Consider the following 15,237-nt stretch of genomic DNA (forward strand, 5'->3'; position numbering starts at 1 on the left):
GCCCGGTACGGCGAAAGCAGGTACTCGAGAAAGACCAGTTTCGGATGGCAACAGTCCGTCAGCCGGGACGGCTGTTTGCATCCAGCTCAAGGGCCAGCGGCCAACGGTGCTTTCGGGGATGTCGGAACCTTCGGACGCAACTCGAGTTCAGACGAGCAACGTCTCGTTGTTCTCGAGCGCGTACAGCGTCCGAGCGGCCACGTTCACCGCGTGATCCCCGACGCGCTCGAGATCGCGGACGATCACGAACGTGCGCGAGACGTCCCCGAGTACCGCCGCCAGTGACCGGTCATCCGGTCGATCCGAGAACACCGTCTCACCGCGGACCCCATCGCCGTCGGTGCGGAGTTCGACGAGAACCCGAACGAGACGTTCGGCGACAGCGCCACAGCGGGCATCCAGTTCGTCGTCCCGCGTTGCGACCGCAAAGCACGCCTCGACGTCGTCCGTGACGAACGCTTCGATCGACTGCTCGAGTTGCTCGAGCGCGAGCGCGGCGATCCGTTCGAAGTCGACGTCCGGCAGCGCCGGGGCGGAGCCGGTCGACTCCAGCGTGTGCTCGGCCAGGTTGGTCGCGAGGTCGCCGACCCGCTCGAGGTCGGTGACGATCTTGAACGCGGCGACGACGAATCGAAGGTCGCCCGCGACCGGCTGCTGGAGTGCGAGCAGGTCGAGACAGTCGTCTTCGATCTCGAGGGAGCGACGGTTGACGGCCCGGTCACCCGCGATAACGTCGCTCGCGAGTTCTCGATCGCCGCTAAACAGCGCTCTGAGGCCGTTTGCGAGTTGCTCGCGGACGAGGTCACCCAGCGCGACGACCGCTTCGCGGAGGCGCTCGAGGCGCTTCCGGTAGTCTTCGCGGGCCATCAGCCGAACTTGCCGGTGATGTAGTCCTCAACGCGGTCGTGTTCGGGGTTCTCGAAGATCGTGTCGGTGTCGTCGAACTCGACGAGTTCGCCGCCGGTGAGGAAGACCGCCGTCTTGTCCGAGATTCGCGCGGCCTGTTGCATATTGTGCGTGACGATGACGACCGTATACTCCTCGGCGAGTTCCTCGATCAAGTCCTCGATCTTCGAGGTCGCGATTGGATCGAGCGCAGAGGCCGGTTCGTCCATCAGGAGCACGTCCGGATCGGGTGCGATCGCCCGGGCGATACAGAGGCGCTGTTGCTGACCGCCCGAGAGGTCCAGCCCGCTCGAGTCGAGTTGGTCTTCGACCTCCTCGAGCAGGGCCGCTCGCTCGAGGGCGGAGTGGACCGTCTCGTCGACGTCGACGTCCGTGTCCTGAACTTCCAGTCCGAAGGCGACGTTGTCACGGATGCTCTTGGGAAACGGGTTCGGTGTCTGGAAGACCATGCCGATCTTCCGACGCAGGGCGACGGGATCGACGTCGTCGTCGTAGACGTTCTTTCCGTCGAACAGCAGTTCACCCTCGACGCGCGCGGCGTCGATGAGGTCGTTCATCCGATTGATCGATCGAAGGAAGGTCGACTTTCCACAGCCTGACGGACCGATGAGCGCCGTCACCTGCTTCTCCGGAATCGCCATGGCAACATCCTGTAACGCCTGCACGTCATCGTAAAAGACGTTAACGTCGCGAGCCTCGATGATCGTATTGGCGGCCCCGGTCGGTGATCGGTCGTCAATATCGAACGACTCGTCGAGCAACGAGGTGCTCTCGTCGTCGGCCGAAGTGGTCTGTTCGGAGACGGTCGTTCCGCTGCCGTCCGTTCGCTGTTCGACACCGTCGTCGGATTCGGATGTATTTGTTCGGTTCATCTTACTCTTGGCGCTGATACTTGTTGCGGAGGAGGATCGCAGTGCCGTTCATCATCAGCAGGACGACGAGCAGGACGAGCACGCCGGCGGCGAGAACCCCGTGATAGAAGTCGGGCTTGGCCAATCGCGCCCACGCGAAGAGCTGTCGCGGCATCGCACTGAACAGCCCGAAAAACGACGTCGGTGGGATACGGACGACTGCCGCGACGCCCACCATCAACAGCGGTGCCGTCTCGCCGATCGCGCGACCGAGCGCGAGGATCATTCCGGTCAGAATGCCGGGCATGGCCCGCGGCAGGACAATCGTCCGGACCGTCTGCCATCTGGTCGCACCCATCCCGTAGGCGGCCTGCCGCTGGGAATCGGGAACCGATCGGATCGCTTCCTGCGCGGAAACGATGACGATCGGCAGGATGAGCAGTGCAATCGTCAGCCCACCAACGATCACGATTCCCGGTCGCAAGCTGCCTATCTTGACGAACAGCGCGAGGCCGAGCAGCCCGTAGACGACGGACGGGACCCCAGCGAGGTTCGCGATATTGATCTCGATGAGGTCGACGACCGATCCAAGCACCCCGTCGTTGGGTGCGTACTCCTCGAGGTAGATCGCAGCGCCGACGCCGAGTGGAAACGCCGCGATGCCGACCACGATGATCATCATGATCGAGCCGACGAGCGCGGGATAGATGCCGGCCTCTCGAGGGGTCCTGCTGTGAGCGTCCGTCAGGAAGCCCCAGTTCGTCCAGACGTTCGGGGCGCCGAATCCGGCGACTTCGACGATGATCGCACCGACGGCGATTCCGGCGACGATGACGACGGGGAACGCGAGTCCGGAGACACCCGTTCCGCGGCGGCGGACCCGGTCGACGTACAGGCCGACGGGGACTCCGACGACCGTTGTCAGAATCAACCACGACACCGCCGAGAAGCCGGCTAGCGGCTCAACGATGAGCCCGAGTGCCGCCACGACGACGGTCGCGCCGCCAGCGAGTAGTCCCGCTCGATCGGTCCCGCGAACGTCGCGAACGTGCCACGCGACCACCGCGGCGATCGGGACGACGAATGTGAGCAGGAGCGACACCGACGCCATCGGTAAGACCGGCAACGAGAGAATCAGTTCCCGGAGGCCCGGAACGAGGTCGGGAATCGACACGGACAGTCGGAACAGCTCCCGACCGAAGAACGGCGTTTTGATCGGGACGTCGACGCCAATCCCCGGAATCCCGACGAGTGCCAGCAGCGGAACGACCGCGACCACGAGGGATCGCTCGATCGCGCCTGCGTCGCGGATCTGATTGTGGACCGAGAGCACCCCGACGGCGACGGCGACGGAGACGACGAGCGCGAACCACTCGTATGGAGTCAGGATGTGGTTGAAGAAGATCGTGATGCCCCCGGCGAGCAGCGACGTGACGATGGGGAGGCCGAGTGCAGTGTACGCGACCTCACCTGCCGCCGGATCGTACCGGTAGTAATACGCTGCGAGAGCGAGCGCCGGCACCGGAATCGTCGCGACGACCGTCACCCACCAGCGGGGGTCAGCCGTCAGCGGCTGGATCGCGTCGTTAGCGACGTAAACGAGGAAGACGAACACAAGAAACAACGTGAGTAGCGTCGCACCGAGACAGACGGCTTTGAACAGACGCCCGCGAAGCTGGTTGATCTGCCCGTCCGCACCGAACCAGGCACCGACGGAATCGCCGGCGGTCGCCATCAGCGGGTCACCCCCGAAACGGTCGCGGTAGTCGGATCCGTGGCTCGATTCATTGGTATTCCTCCCGATACCGTGCGGCGATACGGTTACTGAGCAGATTCATTGCGAAGGTGATGGCAAATAGGGTCAATCCGATCGCAAACATCGAGTAGTAGCCGTCGGTTCCGCCGGACAGATCGGTCGTCACCGCCTGAACCATCGCGCTGGTCATGGTCTGTCCGGAGTTGAAGAGGTTTGCGAAGGGGTTCGTAGGGTCGAACATGCGAGCTCGACTTCCGCCGGCCACGACGACGATCATCGTCTCACCGATCGCCCGGGAGAGCGCCAGGATGTACGACGAGAAGATTCCCGAAATCGACGCGGGAATGACGATTTTCGTCGAGACCTCGAACTTCGTCGCGCCGAGGCCGTAGCCCGCCTCTCGGAGCGAGTCCGGGACCGCGCTCATGGCGTCCTCGCTGATCGAGGAGACCATCGGAATGATCATGATCCCGACCATAATCGACGCGGAAAGCAGGTTGAACAGGCTCAGATCGAGCCCCAACTGCTTGAGCCACGGCGTCAGGTAGACGAGTGCGAAGAAGCCGTAGACGACGGTCGGAATCCCCGCTAGAATCTCGAGTGCCGGCTTCAGTACCGATCGCGTTCGGTCGCTCGCATACTCGCTCAGGTAGACCGCGGCCGCGGTACCGATCGGAATCGCGACCATCGCCGAGACGATCGTCACGACGAGCGTGGCGGACACGAGCGGCAGGATGCCGAGAATCGGATTCTCGCTTCGCAGGACCCACTCGGTCCCGGTGAAAAACGCGTGTGGGTCGACCCGCCGAAAGAACTCCAAGGCGTCGACCGCCAGCGTCGCGACGATACTGCCCGTGATGAAGACTGTCAGCGCCGCACAGCAGAACAACAGTCCGTGGTACAACCGTTCCTTTGCAATCCGTCCGTGTGCCGATCGGGTGAGATCGGCGTCTACTGGTGATTTACTCATATTCCATTCGTTTTTGGCAAATAAAAACCGAAACGCCGTTCGACTATACGTCCGCCTTCTCGTCGAGCGTACTCAGATTCTCGTCGGCCTGCTCGTCGCTCGAGGGGACGTAGCCGACGTCGTCCGCGATCCAGTCCTGATTCGACTCCTCGAGGTAGAACTTCACGAACTCGTAGACCTCCTCACGCTGGATAGCCTCCTCGGAGGGGTAGATGAACAGCGGACGGGCCATCGGGTAGGAGCCGTCTTTGGCCGCCTGCAGACTCGGTTCGCCGCAGTCGTCGTCCTCGCTCTCTTTGACGTCGAGCGCCTTGACGCGGTCCTCGTTTTGCGCGTAGTAGGAGTAGCCGAAGTAGCCCATCGCGTACGGGCTATCCTCGAGTCCTTCGATGATCGTATTGTCGTCCTCGGTTCCCTCGTACTCGGTGGTGTGAGTCCCACCGATGACGTTCGAGGAGAACCAGTCGTACGTCCCGGAGGTCGTATCGGGACCGTAGAGCATGATCTCCTCGTCGGGCCAGTCGGAGTTGACGTCAGCCCACGTGGTGGCACCGCCGTCGCCCCAGATCTGTGCCATCTCGTCGAAGGACATGCAGTCGACCCAGTCGTTTTCCGTGCTGACTGCCATCGTGAGCGCGTCCTTCGCGATCGTCATCTCGATCGGCGTGACGTCGTTATCGGCACAGTGATCCTGCTCTTCTTGCTTTATCGGCCGCGACGCGCCGTTGATGTCGGCGTCACCGGGGCAGAAGTGATTCTCAAACCCGCCACCGCTGCCGGTCGGGTCGACCGTCACGTTGACCTCCGGGTGATCATCCATGAACTCCTCGGCCATCGCGTCCGAGATGGGGAACACGGTACTCGATCCCTTGACGATGACGTCGCCCGACAGCTCGTCACTACTGCCACTCATCTCGCTACAGCCGGCGATAGCGGCCGCGCCGACAGCGCCGCTCGTAGCGATGAACTTCCGTCGCGATACCCCATCGACAGAACGCCCGAACTGGTTGTCTGCCATCACGTGAGATATTCGAGAGGTTATAAAAATAGGATGCTATGAGCCATATATATGGCTCAGTGTCCACATATTTCTATATAGACTACTGAGATGGAGAGACCGTTGCGGTGACGAGACAGTTCACTCGAGCGGACGGTCCCCGAGTCGACTCCTCGACGGCTCACTGAGCATCCGATTCGCCGCGAACGCTCGACGAATCGCTACACTGACTTACGGCCGGCAGTAACGGTCGAAGTATGGTTTCGCTGCAGGGGGTCGCAATCGCGGTGGTTGGGTTCGCGATCGTCCTCGGCTGTGCCGGCATCGTCTATCGGGATGCCACTCGGCTCGAGGTCTCGAGACCCGCGCTCTGGGCAGGAATCGTGTTCGTCACCTGTGGCGGTGGGCTCGCTCTCTATCTCGGGCCGCCGGATGTGCCGATCCCCGGTCTGCTCGTGATCGTTGTCGGGGGGCCGGCGCTCTACCTGTTCGAACGCGACGACACCAGACACGGCGACGAGCCGCCCGACCCCCACTCGCTGCCGGACGGCCCCGGCGGCGACTCCTCGAGCGAGCGGCAGCGCGACGAGTAGGCGGTCGTCGGGACGAATCGCCCGGAACACCACACGTCTTTTGACTGCGCCCGCCCAACGGCCGACAACATGAGCGACTCCGCGAATCCCGGGGCCGACGGAGCGAGCGCCGACGCCACTACCGACGCCGACGGCGGCGACGGCGACGGCGGACCTGCACAGGTCTCGAGCCCGGACTACCACAGCGAGAATCACACGGCCGCCCAGACCTGCGGCTGGACGGCGAACGCACTGCGCGGCGAGGGGAAGTGTTACAAGAACATCTTCTACGGCATCGAGTCTCACCGCTGCATCCAGATGACGCCGGTCGTCCGGTGTAACGAGCGCTGCGTCTTCTGCTGGCGCGACCACAAGGGCCACTCCTACGAGATGGACGACGTCCAGTGGGACGACCCCGAGGCGGTCGTCGACGCCTCGATCAAACTCCAGAAGAAACTGCTCTCGGGCTTCGGCGGCAACGAGGAGGTTCCCCGCGAGGTGTTCGACCAGGCGATGGAACCGCGCCACGTCGCGATTTCGCTGGACGGCGAGCCGACGCTCTACCCCTACCTGCCCGAACTCATCGAGACCTTCCACGACCGCGACATCACCACCTTCCTCGTCTCGAACGGCACCCGCCCCGAGATGCTTCGGGACTGCGATCCCACGCAACTGTACGTCAGCGTCGACGCCCCCGAACGCCACACCTTCGATCAGGTCGTCGGCGCGATGGAGGACGACGCCTGGGAGAAGCTCCTCGAGACGATGGACGTCCTCGCGGACAAGGACGAGACTCGGACGGTGCTCCGGACGACGCTCGTCAAGGGCGAGAACATGCGGGATCCCGACTGGTACGCCGGCTTCTACCAGCAGGCCGACCCCGACTTCATCGAGCTAAAGGCGTACATGCACGTCGGCCACTCGAGGGGGCGACTCGACCGCTCGGCGATGCCCGAGCACGAGGAAGTCATCGAGTTTGCAGAGGAGGTCCGGGAGTACATGCCCGGATTCGACGAGGTCATGGGCGTTCCCGCCTCCCGCGTCGCGTTGCTCTCGCAGACCTCGGACACGTGGGTCCCGAAACTGCAGAAGGACAGCGAGTTCTGGGAGCGGGATCCGGTCACCGGCGACTGACGGACCCCGATCCCGCAGTCAGTTCATCACACTGTGCACCGACCACAAGCGCAGAACCGCAGGTTCCGCGAGCAGTCGAAAACGCCTGCACCGATGCTCGGAATCAATCGAACGGTTTTCTCCAACCGGTGGCTTTTTCCACTCGTCTCGGAATGTCCGAGTACGCGATAAACGATCCTGAACTGTACCACAGTTTCGTGATGCGTTCCACATCCGATATACTTTTACGGGGCTGCGGTATACTTTCTCGTATGTCAGTACTAGCCGAGTCCGCCGTCGGGCACGACGAACTCGCCGTGCTCAAACTCCTCGCACTCGAGGGCGGACTCGAGGGCGACGTCAAGATCTCCTGTTCCCACCTCGCGGAGCGCCTCGACGCGTCGAACCAGACCGCCTCGCGACGGCTCCAGCGCCTCGAGAGCGCCGACTTGCTCGAGCGCGATACCGTCAGCGACGGCCAGTGGGTCGCGATCACTGAAACGGGCGAGCGGACGCTCCACGCCGAGTACGAGGACTACCGCCGCATCTTCGAGACGGACTCACAGATCGCGCTCGAGGGAACCATCACCAGTGGGATGGGCGAGGGGCGCCACTACATCTCGCTGGCGGGATACAAACGCCAGTTCGAGGAGCGACTCGGCTACGAGCCGTTTCCCGGCACGCTGAACGTCGACCTCCGCGAGGACAGCGTCCGCCGACGCAGCGCCATGGCCTCGCTCGAGCCCGTCCCCATCGACGGCTGGGAGTCCGACGAGCGGACCTACGGTCCCGCCGTCTGCTACCCCGCGACGATCGAGACTGTCGACGGCGAGGTCTACGAGGATGCTTATACGATCGCCCCCGAGCGCACGCACCACGACGACGACCAGCTCGAGGTCATCGCCCCCGACAAGCTCCGCGAGGAACTCGGCCTTGAGGACGACGATCACGTCACCGTCTCCGTGGGGGATCGAGAATGACTGGTCACCACGCCGGTCCGCGATCGAACGCCGAGGGCGGGACGAACACTGGAGCGAACTCGAGCGTCGACCCGTCCACGGGTTCGTTCGAACACGCCCTTGAGTCGCTTCGGGCGGGCGAGCCGATCCTCGTCCACGACGCGGCCGACCGCGAGGGTGAGACGGACCTAATCTACCACGCCGATAACGTGACGCCCGAGGCCGTCGCACGACTGCGAAACGACGCCGGTGGGCTGGTCTGCGTCGCGCTCGGGCACGAGATCGCAGAGGCGTTCGATCTCCCCTTCTATTCGGACGTCGTTGATCATCCCGCAACGGCCGACCACGAACTCGGCTACGACGACCGCTCGTCGTTCTCGCTGACGGTCAACCACCGAGACACCTACACCGGGATCACCGACAACGACCGCTCGACGACGATCCGAGCACTCGGCGAGGCCGCCGCCGCTCCCGAGGAAACCGAGTTCGCCGAGGAGTTCCGGGTTCCCGGCCACGTCCACCTGCTCAGAGCCGCACCCGACCTGCTCGCCCAGCGCGAGGGCCACACCGAACTCGGGGTGGCGCTCGCGAACGCAGCCGATCTCTCGCCCGCCGTCGTCGTCTGCGAGATGCTCGACGACGAAACCAGCGAGGCCCTCTCGCCCGCCGACGCCCGCGCCTACGCGGATCGACACGGGTTCGCCTACCTCGAGGGTCGCGACGTCCTCGACCACTGCAGGTGATTCGCCGCTCTCGAAAGCGGTGGCTGATCTTAAAGAATTTGATATTCGATTTCAGCCTTCCCACATTTAGGCCTCAACTATCCTGTTAATCGGATAGGAACTGTTATCTCCTTATCTGACCAGTATGTAGTATGACATCGAAGCCGTCGACGTCACTCGACACTGATCACGCTGCAACCAGTACCGTGACGACCGAACGTAATCGGCGGCGTTTTCTCGCTGCACTCGGGGCTGGGAGTGCGGTCGCGATAGCTGGCTGTCTCGGCGGTGACGAAACCACCAGTGATCCGGACGCTGACACGAACGGAACCGCCGATGAACCGGTGATCGATTCCCGGTTCGGCTATACGCTCCTCGCAGACGATGAAGAGACAACGATCGACGCCGATCACACCGTTCAGTTGGTCATCGGTCCTCGAGACGGCTCACCAGTCCCCGAATTCTACTTCGAGCCAACTGGGCTGTTCGTCAACCCCGGCGATACGGTCGAGTTCGTGATGGCAACACCCCACCACAACGTGAACGCCTATCACCCCGCGTTCGGCTACGAACAGCGAGTCCCCGACGACGTCCCGGCGTTTTCCTCGCCGATCCTGGCCGAGGGCGACTCGTGGTTCTACACGTTCGAGGCGGAGGGGGGCTACGACTTTACCTGCGCACCGCACGAAACGTACGGTATGGCCGGTCGCATCGTCGTCGGCAGCGCAACCGGTCCCGGCGCAACCCCCATCGGCGAGGCTCCCGGCGACGAGGAAGCGCGCTCGCCCGACGGAACGGCCGGCACCGTTCTCGCCGATCCGGCGCTCGAGGGGGAGGCAATCGTCGAGGCCGAAGCAGTTGTGTGGGCGGACCTCGCGGTTGAGAGCAAGCAACTACTGCAGGGCGGCGGTCACGAAGCGTAATCGAATCGCCCAGCGCCCGGATTCGCCTGCTTCTCGGCGGGAACCGCGAACACTTAGTACGGTGGCTTGCAACACTCTCGATCATGGGATTCGACGAGATGGACGTCGACACGATCTGGATGGACGGCGAATTCGTCGACTGGGACGACGCGCAGATTCACGTGCTCACGCACGGGCTCCACTACGGGACGGGGGTCTTCGAAGGCGCACGCTGTTACGATACGGAAAACGGACCCGCACTCTTCCGCTGGGAGGAACACTTGGAGCGCCTGTTTCAGTCCACGAAACCGTACGAGATGGACATCGAGTACACGAAAGAAGAGCTCACCGAGGCGACGAAGGAGCTCATTCAGCGCCAGGAACTCCCGTCCTGTTACATTCGCCCGATCGCCTACTACGGCTACAACTCGCTGGGCGTCAGCCCCAAGGACTGCCCGACCCGGACCGCCGTCGCCGCGTGGCCGTGGGGTGCGTACCTCGGCGAGGAGGCCCTCGAGAACGGGATCGACGTGATGATTTCCTCGTGGCGGAAACACGCCTCGAGCCAGATTCCGACGAACGCCAAGACGACCGGTCTCTACGTCAACAGCATGCTCGCCGGCGAGGAGGCCCGCCGGAACGGCTACGCGGAAGCGATCGTCCTCAACAAGGAGGGGAACGTCGCGGAAGGCCCCGGCGAGAACATCTTCCTCGTCCGCGACGGCGAACTCTACACGCCCGGGCTCTCGGAGTCGATCCTCGACGGTATCACTCGAGACTCCGTCATCCGGATCGCCGAAGACCTCGGATATACGGTCCACGACAACGTCTCCATCTCGCGCGGCGAACTCAACACGGCCGACGAGCTGTTCTTTACCGGCTCTGCGGCTGAAGTGACGCCCATCCGGAAGGTCGACAACGTCGTCATCGGCGACGGCTCTCGCGGTCCCGTCACCGAGGAACTCCAGCAGAAATTCTTCGAAATCGTCGAAGAGGGCTCCGAGGAGTACGACGAGTGGTTCGAGTACGTCGACGTGTAAGGAGAGTTGATTCCCGATAGAGAACGCGTTTAATCGATTTCGAATAGCGACTTCGGGACGAAGTGAACCGGATTCTTCTACTGGTCTGTACACGATCCGTGCTGTGGCCGGGAGCGCACCTCGAGCACCGCGAGAGGTGCGCGACTCGGGGGAGGGCAGGCGGTTGACCAACATTCACCGCGAGCGACCGAAGGGAGCGAGCGGGCCGACGACCGACCCAACGGGGAGGGAGGAGTGCTTTTGCTCGAGCTTTTGCCGAGCGAACGACCGAAGGGAGTGAGCGCAGAGCAAAAGGTCGGTGTTAGTCGTCGTCGGCGCGGTCGGTTCCGGTGCGGTCGGGTTTCTTCGCCTTCGCGTCGTCAATGACGTCGATGGAGACGCCAGCATCCATGCCGCGGTGGTTGGCGTCGCCGAAGCCGGCGCTCAGGACGCGAGTGAGCGCATCCTCGACGTCCTCGTCGAGTTCGGTGATCTCGTCGGGTTCGACTTCGACGACGTACCCCGTCGTGATGTTCGGCGAGGTGGGCAAGAAGAGCACCTCGCGGCCGTCGTCGGTCACCTTGCCGGTCTTGAACGCCGTCATCCGCAGCCCCTCCCAGGTTTCGATCTTGACCGGTTTCTGGAGCGAATCCTGGTCGCCGAACGCCGTCTCGGCGGCCATCTTCGAGGCGTTGTAGACGACGCGGATCACGGGGACGCGATTGGCGATGTTGTCGACGAGCCGTTCGACCAGCCCGCCGACGGTCGTTCGCATGAGATAGCCCACCGAGAACGTGAGAATGATAAAGACGGTCAGCGCGACGATCACGCGGAGGAACTGGGCGAGTTGCTCGCGCGTCTGGACGGCCTGATCGCTCGAGCCGGGAATAAGCGGCGTGAGTGCGTCGGCTCGGAGAATGAGACCGGGCGTCAGTCCGGCGACGAGCCCGTAGAGCCAGTAGATCGCGTAGAGCGTGATAAGGATGGGGCCGAGGACGACGAGCCCGCTCGCGAAATCCCGCTTCCACGAAGCCATGTGCAGGATCTCACACTACTGGCTAATGAGCCCTTCCCTTTGTCGTATCCGTCTGCGTCGGCGCTCGCGTCGGCCGACGGCTCAAATTTCAAGCCGTCCGCCTGCAAAGCGACATCCATGAGCCTCGAGCAGGAGTCCGCGGGCGAGGAAGCCGATCCGCTGGATCCGTTCCGGCAGTTCTTCGCGCTCGAGCGCGACGTGCTCGTCCTCTCGGCGGCGATGTTCGCGTTCAGTCTCGGCTTTCAGATGACCAATCGGTACATGGCCGAGTACATGTCGGCGCTGGGCGCGTCGGCGGTCGTCATCGGCCTATTCGGCTCGTTCGGGAACGTCATCAGCGCTGTCTACCCCTATCCCGGCGGGGCGATCTCGGATCGAATCGGCTCCCGGTACGCCCTGACGGCCTTCGGTCTCTGCTCGACGGTAGGGTTTGGAATCTGGCTCGCTGCACCCGCGCTCGCGGGCGTTTCGATCGGCTCGACCTCGCTGGCCATCGGTGCGATCTTTCTCGGCCTCGTGCTCGCGCAGGCCTGGAAATCGTTCGGCCTCGGGGCGACGTTCGCGATCGTCAAGCAGTCCGTTTCGCCCTCGAAGCTGGCCGCCGGCTTCGCGAGCACCGAGACGTTCCGCCGCACCGCCTTCCTCGTCGGCCCGCTGTTCGCCGCCGCGCTCTTCTATCCGTTCGGCTCGAGCGACGGCGAGATCGTCACCGCGTTCCAGCTCATTTTGCTCGTCGCCGTCGTCTTCGGCGTCCTCGGAACGATCGTCCAGCACGTCCTCTACAGGCCCGACGAGGACGATATCGGCAAGGAGTTCGAGGGGGTCTCCCAGCTCCGCACCGATCTCCGGACGATGCCCGACGAACTCAGGCCCTTGCTGGTCGGCGACACCCTGGTCCGCTTCGCCAACGGGATGGTGTACGTCTTCTTCGTCATCGTTGTCACGCGCTTTCTCGGAGTCGGTCTCTCGTTGTCCGTCCCGGTAGCGGGAACCGTCGATCTCTCGCCACAGTCGTACTTCGGGATCCTGCTCGGAATCGAGATGGTGGTCGCCCTGCTGACGATGATTCCGGTCGCCAAGGCAGCCGAACGCGTCGGTCTCAAACCGGTCGTCGCGCTCGGGTTCGCGGTCTACGCGGTCTTTCCGGTTTTGCTGATCAACGCGCCCGAAGACGCGGCCGTCCTCGCGGCCCTCTTCGCGTTCTCCGGGCTGCGGTTCGCGGGGCTGCCGGCGCACAAGGCGCTGATCGTCGGCCCGGCGGAACGGGGTGCCAGCGGGCGGGTGACCGGCGCATACTACCTCCTGCGGAACCTGATCGTCATCCCGAGCGCGGCACTGGGTGGACTGCTGTGGGACGGGTTCTCGAACCCGCTGACCGGTGCCGAAGTGTTCGCCGGCGATCCGACCGTCGCGTTCAGTCTTGCGACCGTGATCGGGCTGCTCGGAACGGTTTACTTCCTGCTGTTCGGCGAGGAGTTCGAGGCGTATCAGTAGCTGCTCTGGATACAGGCACACTCGGTGAGCTCGACAGTACAGCGCGGTCTCCGTCTCACTTCGGCCTGACCAATCATCGTGCGGTGGCGCGCGCTGTGCCGCGGTGAGTCGCTGACGAACCGCGGCGCAACGTCGTGCGAGGGATGAGTGAGGGGAGAATGACCGAGCGAATCGGTTGGGGAGGGTGTGGCTATCCCCTGTTGCCATGACAGCAGGGCACTTCTTCGCACGTATCTCCAGCAGACTCCACTGCTCTACTCACACGCCTACGTATCGAACGCTCACTTCGGGTAGCGGCAGTTCGTTAGAGGAAGAACCGATAGTAGTACGGACTGACGAACCCCTCGATAACCGCCGCGATCGCCAACAGGATCCCGATCCCGACTAGTACCCAGAACGCCCGCTCGAGCGCGTCCGCGAGATCCGTCCGCGTGGCACGCCCTCGCCACGTCCGCCAGGCGGAGACGCCCACGGAAACCCCCAGCGCGCCAGCGATCAGAATCGCCGGAATCTCGAGGACGCCGTGGGGAACGACGAACGCGACGAGTTCCATCGGCTCGGCCTCGAGGCGAGCGGTGATGCCCAGGAAGATACCGTTGAACAGCAACGAGGCGATCGCCGGGATCACGAGCGCGACGCCGGCGAAGGCCGTCATGAGCGCGACCAGCCAGTTATTGCCGAACAGTTCGATCGCCATCGCCGGCGGGAGCCACCCCTCGAGGCGGGCCGCGATGGACGCCTCGAAGGTACCGACGAGGGGATCGGCAGCTATCCACCCCAGCCAGAATCCGAGGAGACCGAGGCCGACGACGAACGCGTGCGTCCCGGGCCGCGCTCGGACGAACGACACAAGCTCACGCCAGCCACGACGGAGTCCGGCCCGAGCCCCGTCGCGAAGCGATCGCGTCGGCGGCGCCGGCGGAGCCAATCGGTCCCGATAGCCACAGTAGACGGCGGTCTTCAGCAGATCGAGGGCCGGCATCGCGATCAGCGCGGAGACCAGCGAACCGATGGAGACGACGTTGACGATCGAGAACAGCCCGGTGAGCGTCGAGATGCCGACCACGATCCCGATCGCGATCACGTAGTAGAAGCCCGCTTCCACCGGCCGTGCGCGAACGAACCCTGCGGCGCTCCGCAGCGAGCCGAACACGCCCGCGTCGTCGACGACGATCGCGACCGGTGCGAAGGCGAACAGCGCGCGAACGACGAGTAGGACGACGAACGCGACGAGCACGCCGATCAGAGCCGCTGGAAGCGCGAGGGCCATCGATCCGGTTACAAGCGAGACGATACCGGCGACCAGCGCCGTTCCGATGGCGATGGCACCGAGTACTGCCATCCAGCACAGTCCCTCGAGGACGAACAGCCCGAGAAACCGAAGCCAGTAGCGGCGAACGCCGTCGATTCCGGCGACGAGGCCGCGTTCGTCACGGAGCCGGCCGTAACAGGCCGCGAGCTGGCCGGCGGCGACGACGGCGGACAGCACCACGAACAACAGTACGCTCACGATGATCGTCACGACGGCGAGGGCTACCAGCGATGGCGTCACCAGCTGGTCGACAACGGGCTCGAGACCGCTCGCCCAGGCGTCGAACGCCTCTTGATCGTCGCTGGGACTCGGCGGTGGGTCGAGTTCCACGAGGTGGGTTCGGATCGACTCGAGCCGCCCGGTCCGCGAGAGGACGAGATAGGCGATTCCGATCGCGAGAAACGGAACGACGCGTACGATCGCGGGCACCGCGACGCCGAGCAGGTACACGGGCAGGAGATCGCCCGGGCGACGACGGAGGACGGCGACGACGGCGGCGACGAAATCTGAGAGGGCCATGGTCGGTCGTTAGTACGTGTATCAGTTAAATGAACCCTCTTATCGACCGTGCGATGTGACTGGTCAGGATCAACCGTCGATCGATACCACAGGTGGATAGCGATCCTGG

General features: G+C 63.8%; 14 protein-coding genes. 7 read left to right on the plus strand and 7 right to left on the minus strand.

Going from position 1 to position 15,237, the window contains the following annotated elements; translation table 11 throughout:
* Positions 1 to 147: 147 nt before the first annotated feature.
* Genes phoU through HYG81_RS23610 form a run of 5 tightly spaced genes read right to left on the minus strand, consistent with a single transcriptional unit; the run spans position 148 to position 5,501 of the window.
* Positions 148 to 867 carry a phosphate signaling complex protein PhoU gene (gene phoU / locus HYG81_RS23590; RefSeq protein ID WP_180842111.1) on the minus strand — a complete coding sequence of 240 codons (720 nt, stop codon included), beginning with the start codon at positions 865 to 867 and terminating at the stop codon, positions 148 to 150.
* Complete coding sequence (pstB, locus tag HYG81_RS23595; RefSeq protein ID WP_180842112.1) at positions 867 to 1,778, minus strand: phosphate ABC transporter ATP-binding protein PstB; 912 nt, start codon at positions 1,776 to 1,778, stop codon at positions 867 to 869. The genes phoU and pstB overlap by 1 nt, the downstream gene beginning before the upstream one ends.
* 1 nt (position 1,779) lies before the next feature.
* Complete coding sequence (gene pstA / locus HYG81_RS23600; protein ID WP_180842113.1) at positions 1,780 to 3,492, minus strand: phosphate ABC transporter permease PstA; 1,713 nt, start codon at positions 3,490 to 3,492, stop codon at positions 1,780 to 1,782.
* A 49-nt stretch (positions 3,493 to 3,541) separates the two neighbouring features.
* Positions 3,542 to 4,483, minus strand: coding sequence for a phosphate ABC transporter permease subunit PstC (gene pstC, locus HYG81_RS23605; RefSeq protein WP_180842114.1), 942 nt, complete (start codon positions 4,481 to 4,483; stop codon positions 3,542 to 3,544).
* A 43-nt stretch (positions 4,484 to 4,526) separates the two neighbouring features.
* Positions 4,527 to 5,501 carry a PstS family phosphate ABC transporter substrate-binding protein gene (locus HYG81_RS23610; protein WP_180842115.1) on the minus strand — a complete coding sequence of 325 codons (975 nt, stop codon included), beginning with the start codon at positions 5,499 to 5,501 and terminating at the stop codon, positions 4,527 to 4,529.
* A gap of 236 nt (positions 5,502 to 5,737) precedes the next feature.
* Here HYG81_RS23610 and HYG81_RS23615 point away from each other — a divergent pair, with 236 nt between their 5' ends.
* The 6 genes from HYG81_RS23615 (at position 5,738) to HYG81_RS23640 (ending at position 10,788) form a co-directional block, all read left to right on the plus strand.
* Positions 5,738 to 6,073, plus strand: coding sequence for a hypothetical protein (locus HYG81_RS23615; RefSeq protein ID WP_180842116.1), 336 nt, complete (start codon positions 5,738 to 5,740; stop codon positions 6,071 to 6,073).
* Between the two features lie 69 nt (positions 6,074 to 6,142).
* Positions 6,143 to 7,186, plus strand: coding sequence for a 4-demethylwyosine synthase TYW1 (gene twy1, locus HYG81_RS23620; protein WP_180842117.1), 1,044 nt, complete (start codon positions 6,143 to 6,145; stop codon positions 7,184 to 7,186).
* 251 nt (positions 7,187 to 7,437) lie between these two features.
* Positions 7,438 to 8,145 (plus strand): DUF120 domain-containing protein, encoded by a 708-nt coding sequence (locus HYG81_RS23625; protein ID WP_180842118.1) that lies wholly within the window; start codon positions 7,438 to 7,440, stop codon positions 8,143 to 8,145.
* The gene (ribB, locus tag HYG81_RS23630) at positions 8,142 to 8,867 is read left to right on the plus strand and encodes a 3,4-dihydroxy-2-butanone-4-phosphate synthase (RefSeq protein WP_180842119.1); all 726 of its coding nucleotides are present in this window, start codon (positions 8,142 to 8,144) and stop codon (positions 8,865 to 8,867) included. Before HYG81_RS23625 ends, ribB begins: the two co-directional genes overlap by 4 nt.
* A gap of 131 nt (positions 8,868 to 8,998) precedes the next feature.
* Entirely contained in the window at positions 8,999 to 9,769 is a 771-nt protein-coding gene (locus HYG81_RS23635) for a cupredoxin domain-containing protein (RefSeq protein WP_180842120.1), read from the plus strand.
* A gap of 83 nt (positions 9,770 to 9,852) precedes the next feature.
* Entirely contained in the window at positions 9,853 to 10,788 is a 936-nt protein-coding gene (locus HYG81_RS23640; RefSeq protein ID WP_180842121.1) for a branched-chain amino acid transaminase, read from the plus strand.
* 301 nt (positions 10,789 to 11,089) lie between these two features.
* On the opposite strand, the gene HYG81_RS23645 is transcribed toward HYG81_RS23640, so the two are convergent.
* Positions 11,090 to 11,803: a DUF502 domain-containing protein gene (locus tag HYG81_RS23645; RefSeq protein WP_180842122.1), complete on the minus strand. Its 714-nt coding sequence runs from the start codon at positions 11,801 to 11,803 to the stop codon at positions 11,090 to 11,092.
* A 117-nt stretch (positions 11,804 to 11,920) separates the two neighbouring features.
* Here HYG81_RS23645 and HYG81_RS23650 point away from each other — a divergent pair, with 117 nt between their 5' ends.
* Entirely contained in the window at positions 11,921 to 13,297 is a 1,377-nt protein-coding gene (locus HYG81_RS23650) for an MFS transporter (RefSeq protein ID WP_180842123.1), read from the plus strand.
* 304 nt (positions 13,298 to 13,601) lie between these two features.
* Here HYG81_RS23650 and HYG81_RS23655 read toward each other — a convergent pair whose 3' ends face one another.
* Positions 13,602 to 15,128 (minus strand): stage II sporulation protein M, encoded by a 1,527-nt coding sequence (locus HYG81_RS23655; protein ID WP_180842124.1) that lies wholly within the window; start codon positions 15,126 to 15,128, stop codon positions 13,602 to 13,604.
* Between the last annotated feature and the right edge of the window lie 109 nt (positions 15,129 to 15,237).

Source organism: Natrinema zhouii, assembly GCF_013456555.2.
In the GTDB taxonomy this organism is placed as follows: domain Archaea; phylum Halobacteriota; class Halobacteria; order Halobacteriales; family Natrialbaceae; genus Natrinema; species Natrinema zhouii.

What these genes read in the sequence shown, in the direction of transcription:
- twy1 (WP_180842117.1), top strand. Translation starts at nt 6,143, where the DNA reads ATGAGCGACTCCGCGAATCCCGGGGCCGACGGAGCGAGCGCCGACGCC.
- HYG81_RS23655 (WP_180842124.1), bottom strand. Translation starts at nt 15,128, where the DNA reads ATGGCCCTCTCAGATTTCGTCGCCGCCGTCGTCGCCGTCCTCCGTCGT.
- HYG81_RS23625 (WP_180842118.1), top strand. Translation starts at nt 7,438, where the DNA reads ATGTCAGTACTAGCCGAGTCCGCCGTCGGGCACGACGAACTCGCCGTG.
- pstC (WP_180842114.1), bottom strand. Translation starts at nt 4,483, where the DNA reads ATGAGTAAATCACCAGTAGACGCCGATCTCACCCGATCGGCACACGGA.
- pstA (WP_180842113.1), bottom strand. Translation starts at nt 3,492, where the DNA reads ATGGCGACCGCCGGCGATTCCGTCGGTGCCTGGTTCGGTGCGGACGGG.
- pstB (WP_180842112.1), bottom strand. Translation starts at nt 1,778, where the DNA reads ATGAACCGAACAAATACATCCGAATCCGACGACGGTGTCGAACAGCGA.
- HYG81_RS23615 (WP_180842116.1), top strand. Translation starts at nt 5,738, where the DNA reads ATGGTTTCGCTGCAGGGGGTCGCAATCGCGGTGGTTGGGTTCGCGATC.
- HYG81_RS23645 (WP_180842122.1), bottom strand. Translation starts at nt 11,803, where the DNA reads ATGGCTTCGTGGAAGCGGGATTTCGCGAGCGGGCTCGTCGTCCTCGGC.
- HYG81_RS23650 (WP_180842123.1), top strand. Translation starts at nt 11,921, where the DNA reads ATGAGCCTCGAGCAGGAGTCCGCGGGCGAGGAAGCCGATCCGCTGGAT.
- ribB (WP_180842119.1), top strand. Translation starts at nt 8,142, where the DNA reads ATGACTGGTCACCACGCCGGTCCGCGATCGAACGCCGAGGGCGGGACG.
- phoU (WP_180842111.1), bottom strand. Translation starts at nt 867, where the DNA reads ATGGCCCGCGAAGACTACCGGAAGCGCCTCGAGCGCCTCCGCGAAGCG.
- HYG81_RS23610 (WP_180842115.1), bottom strand. Translation starts at nt 5,501, where the DNA reads ATGGCAGACAACCAGTTCGGGCGTTCTGTCGATGGGGTATCGCGACGG.
- HYG81_RS23635 (WP_180842120.1), top strand. Translation starts at nt 8,999, where the DNA reads ATGACATCGAAGCCGTCGACGTCACTCGACACTGATCACGCTGCAACC.
- HYG81_RS23640 (WP_180842121.1), top strand. Translation starts at nt 9,853, where the DNA reads ATGGGATTCGACGAGATGGACGTCGACACGATCTGGATGGACGGCGAA.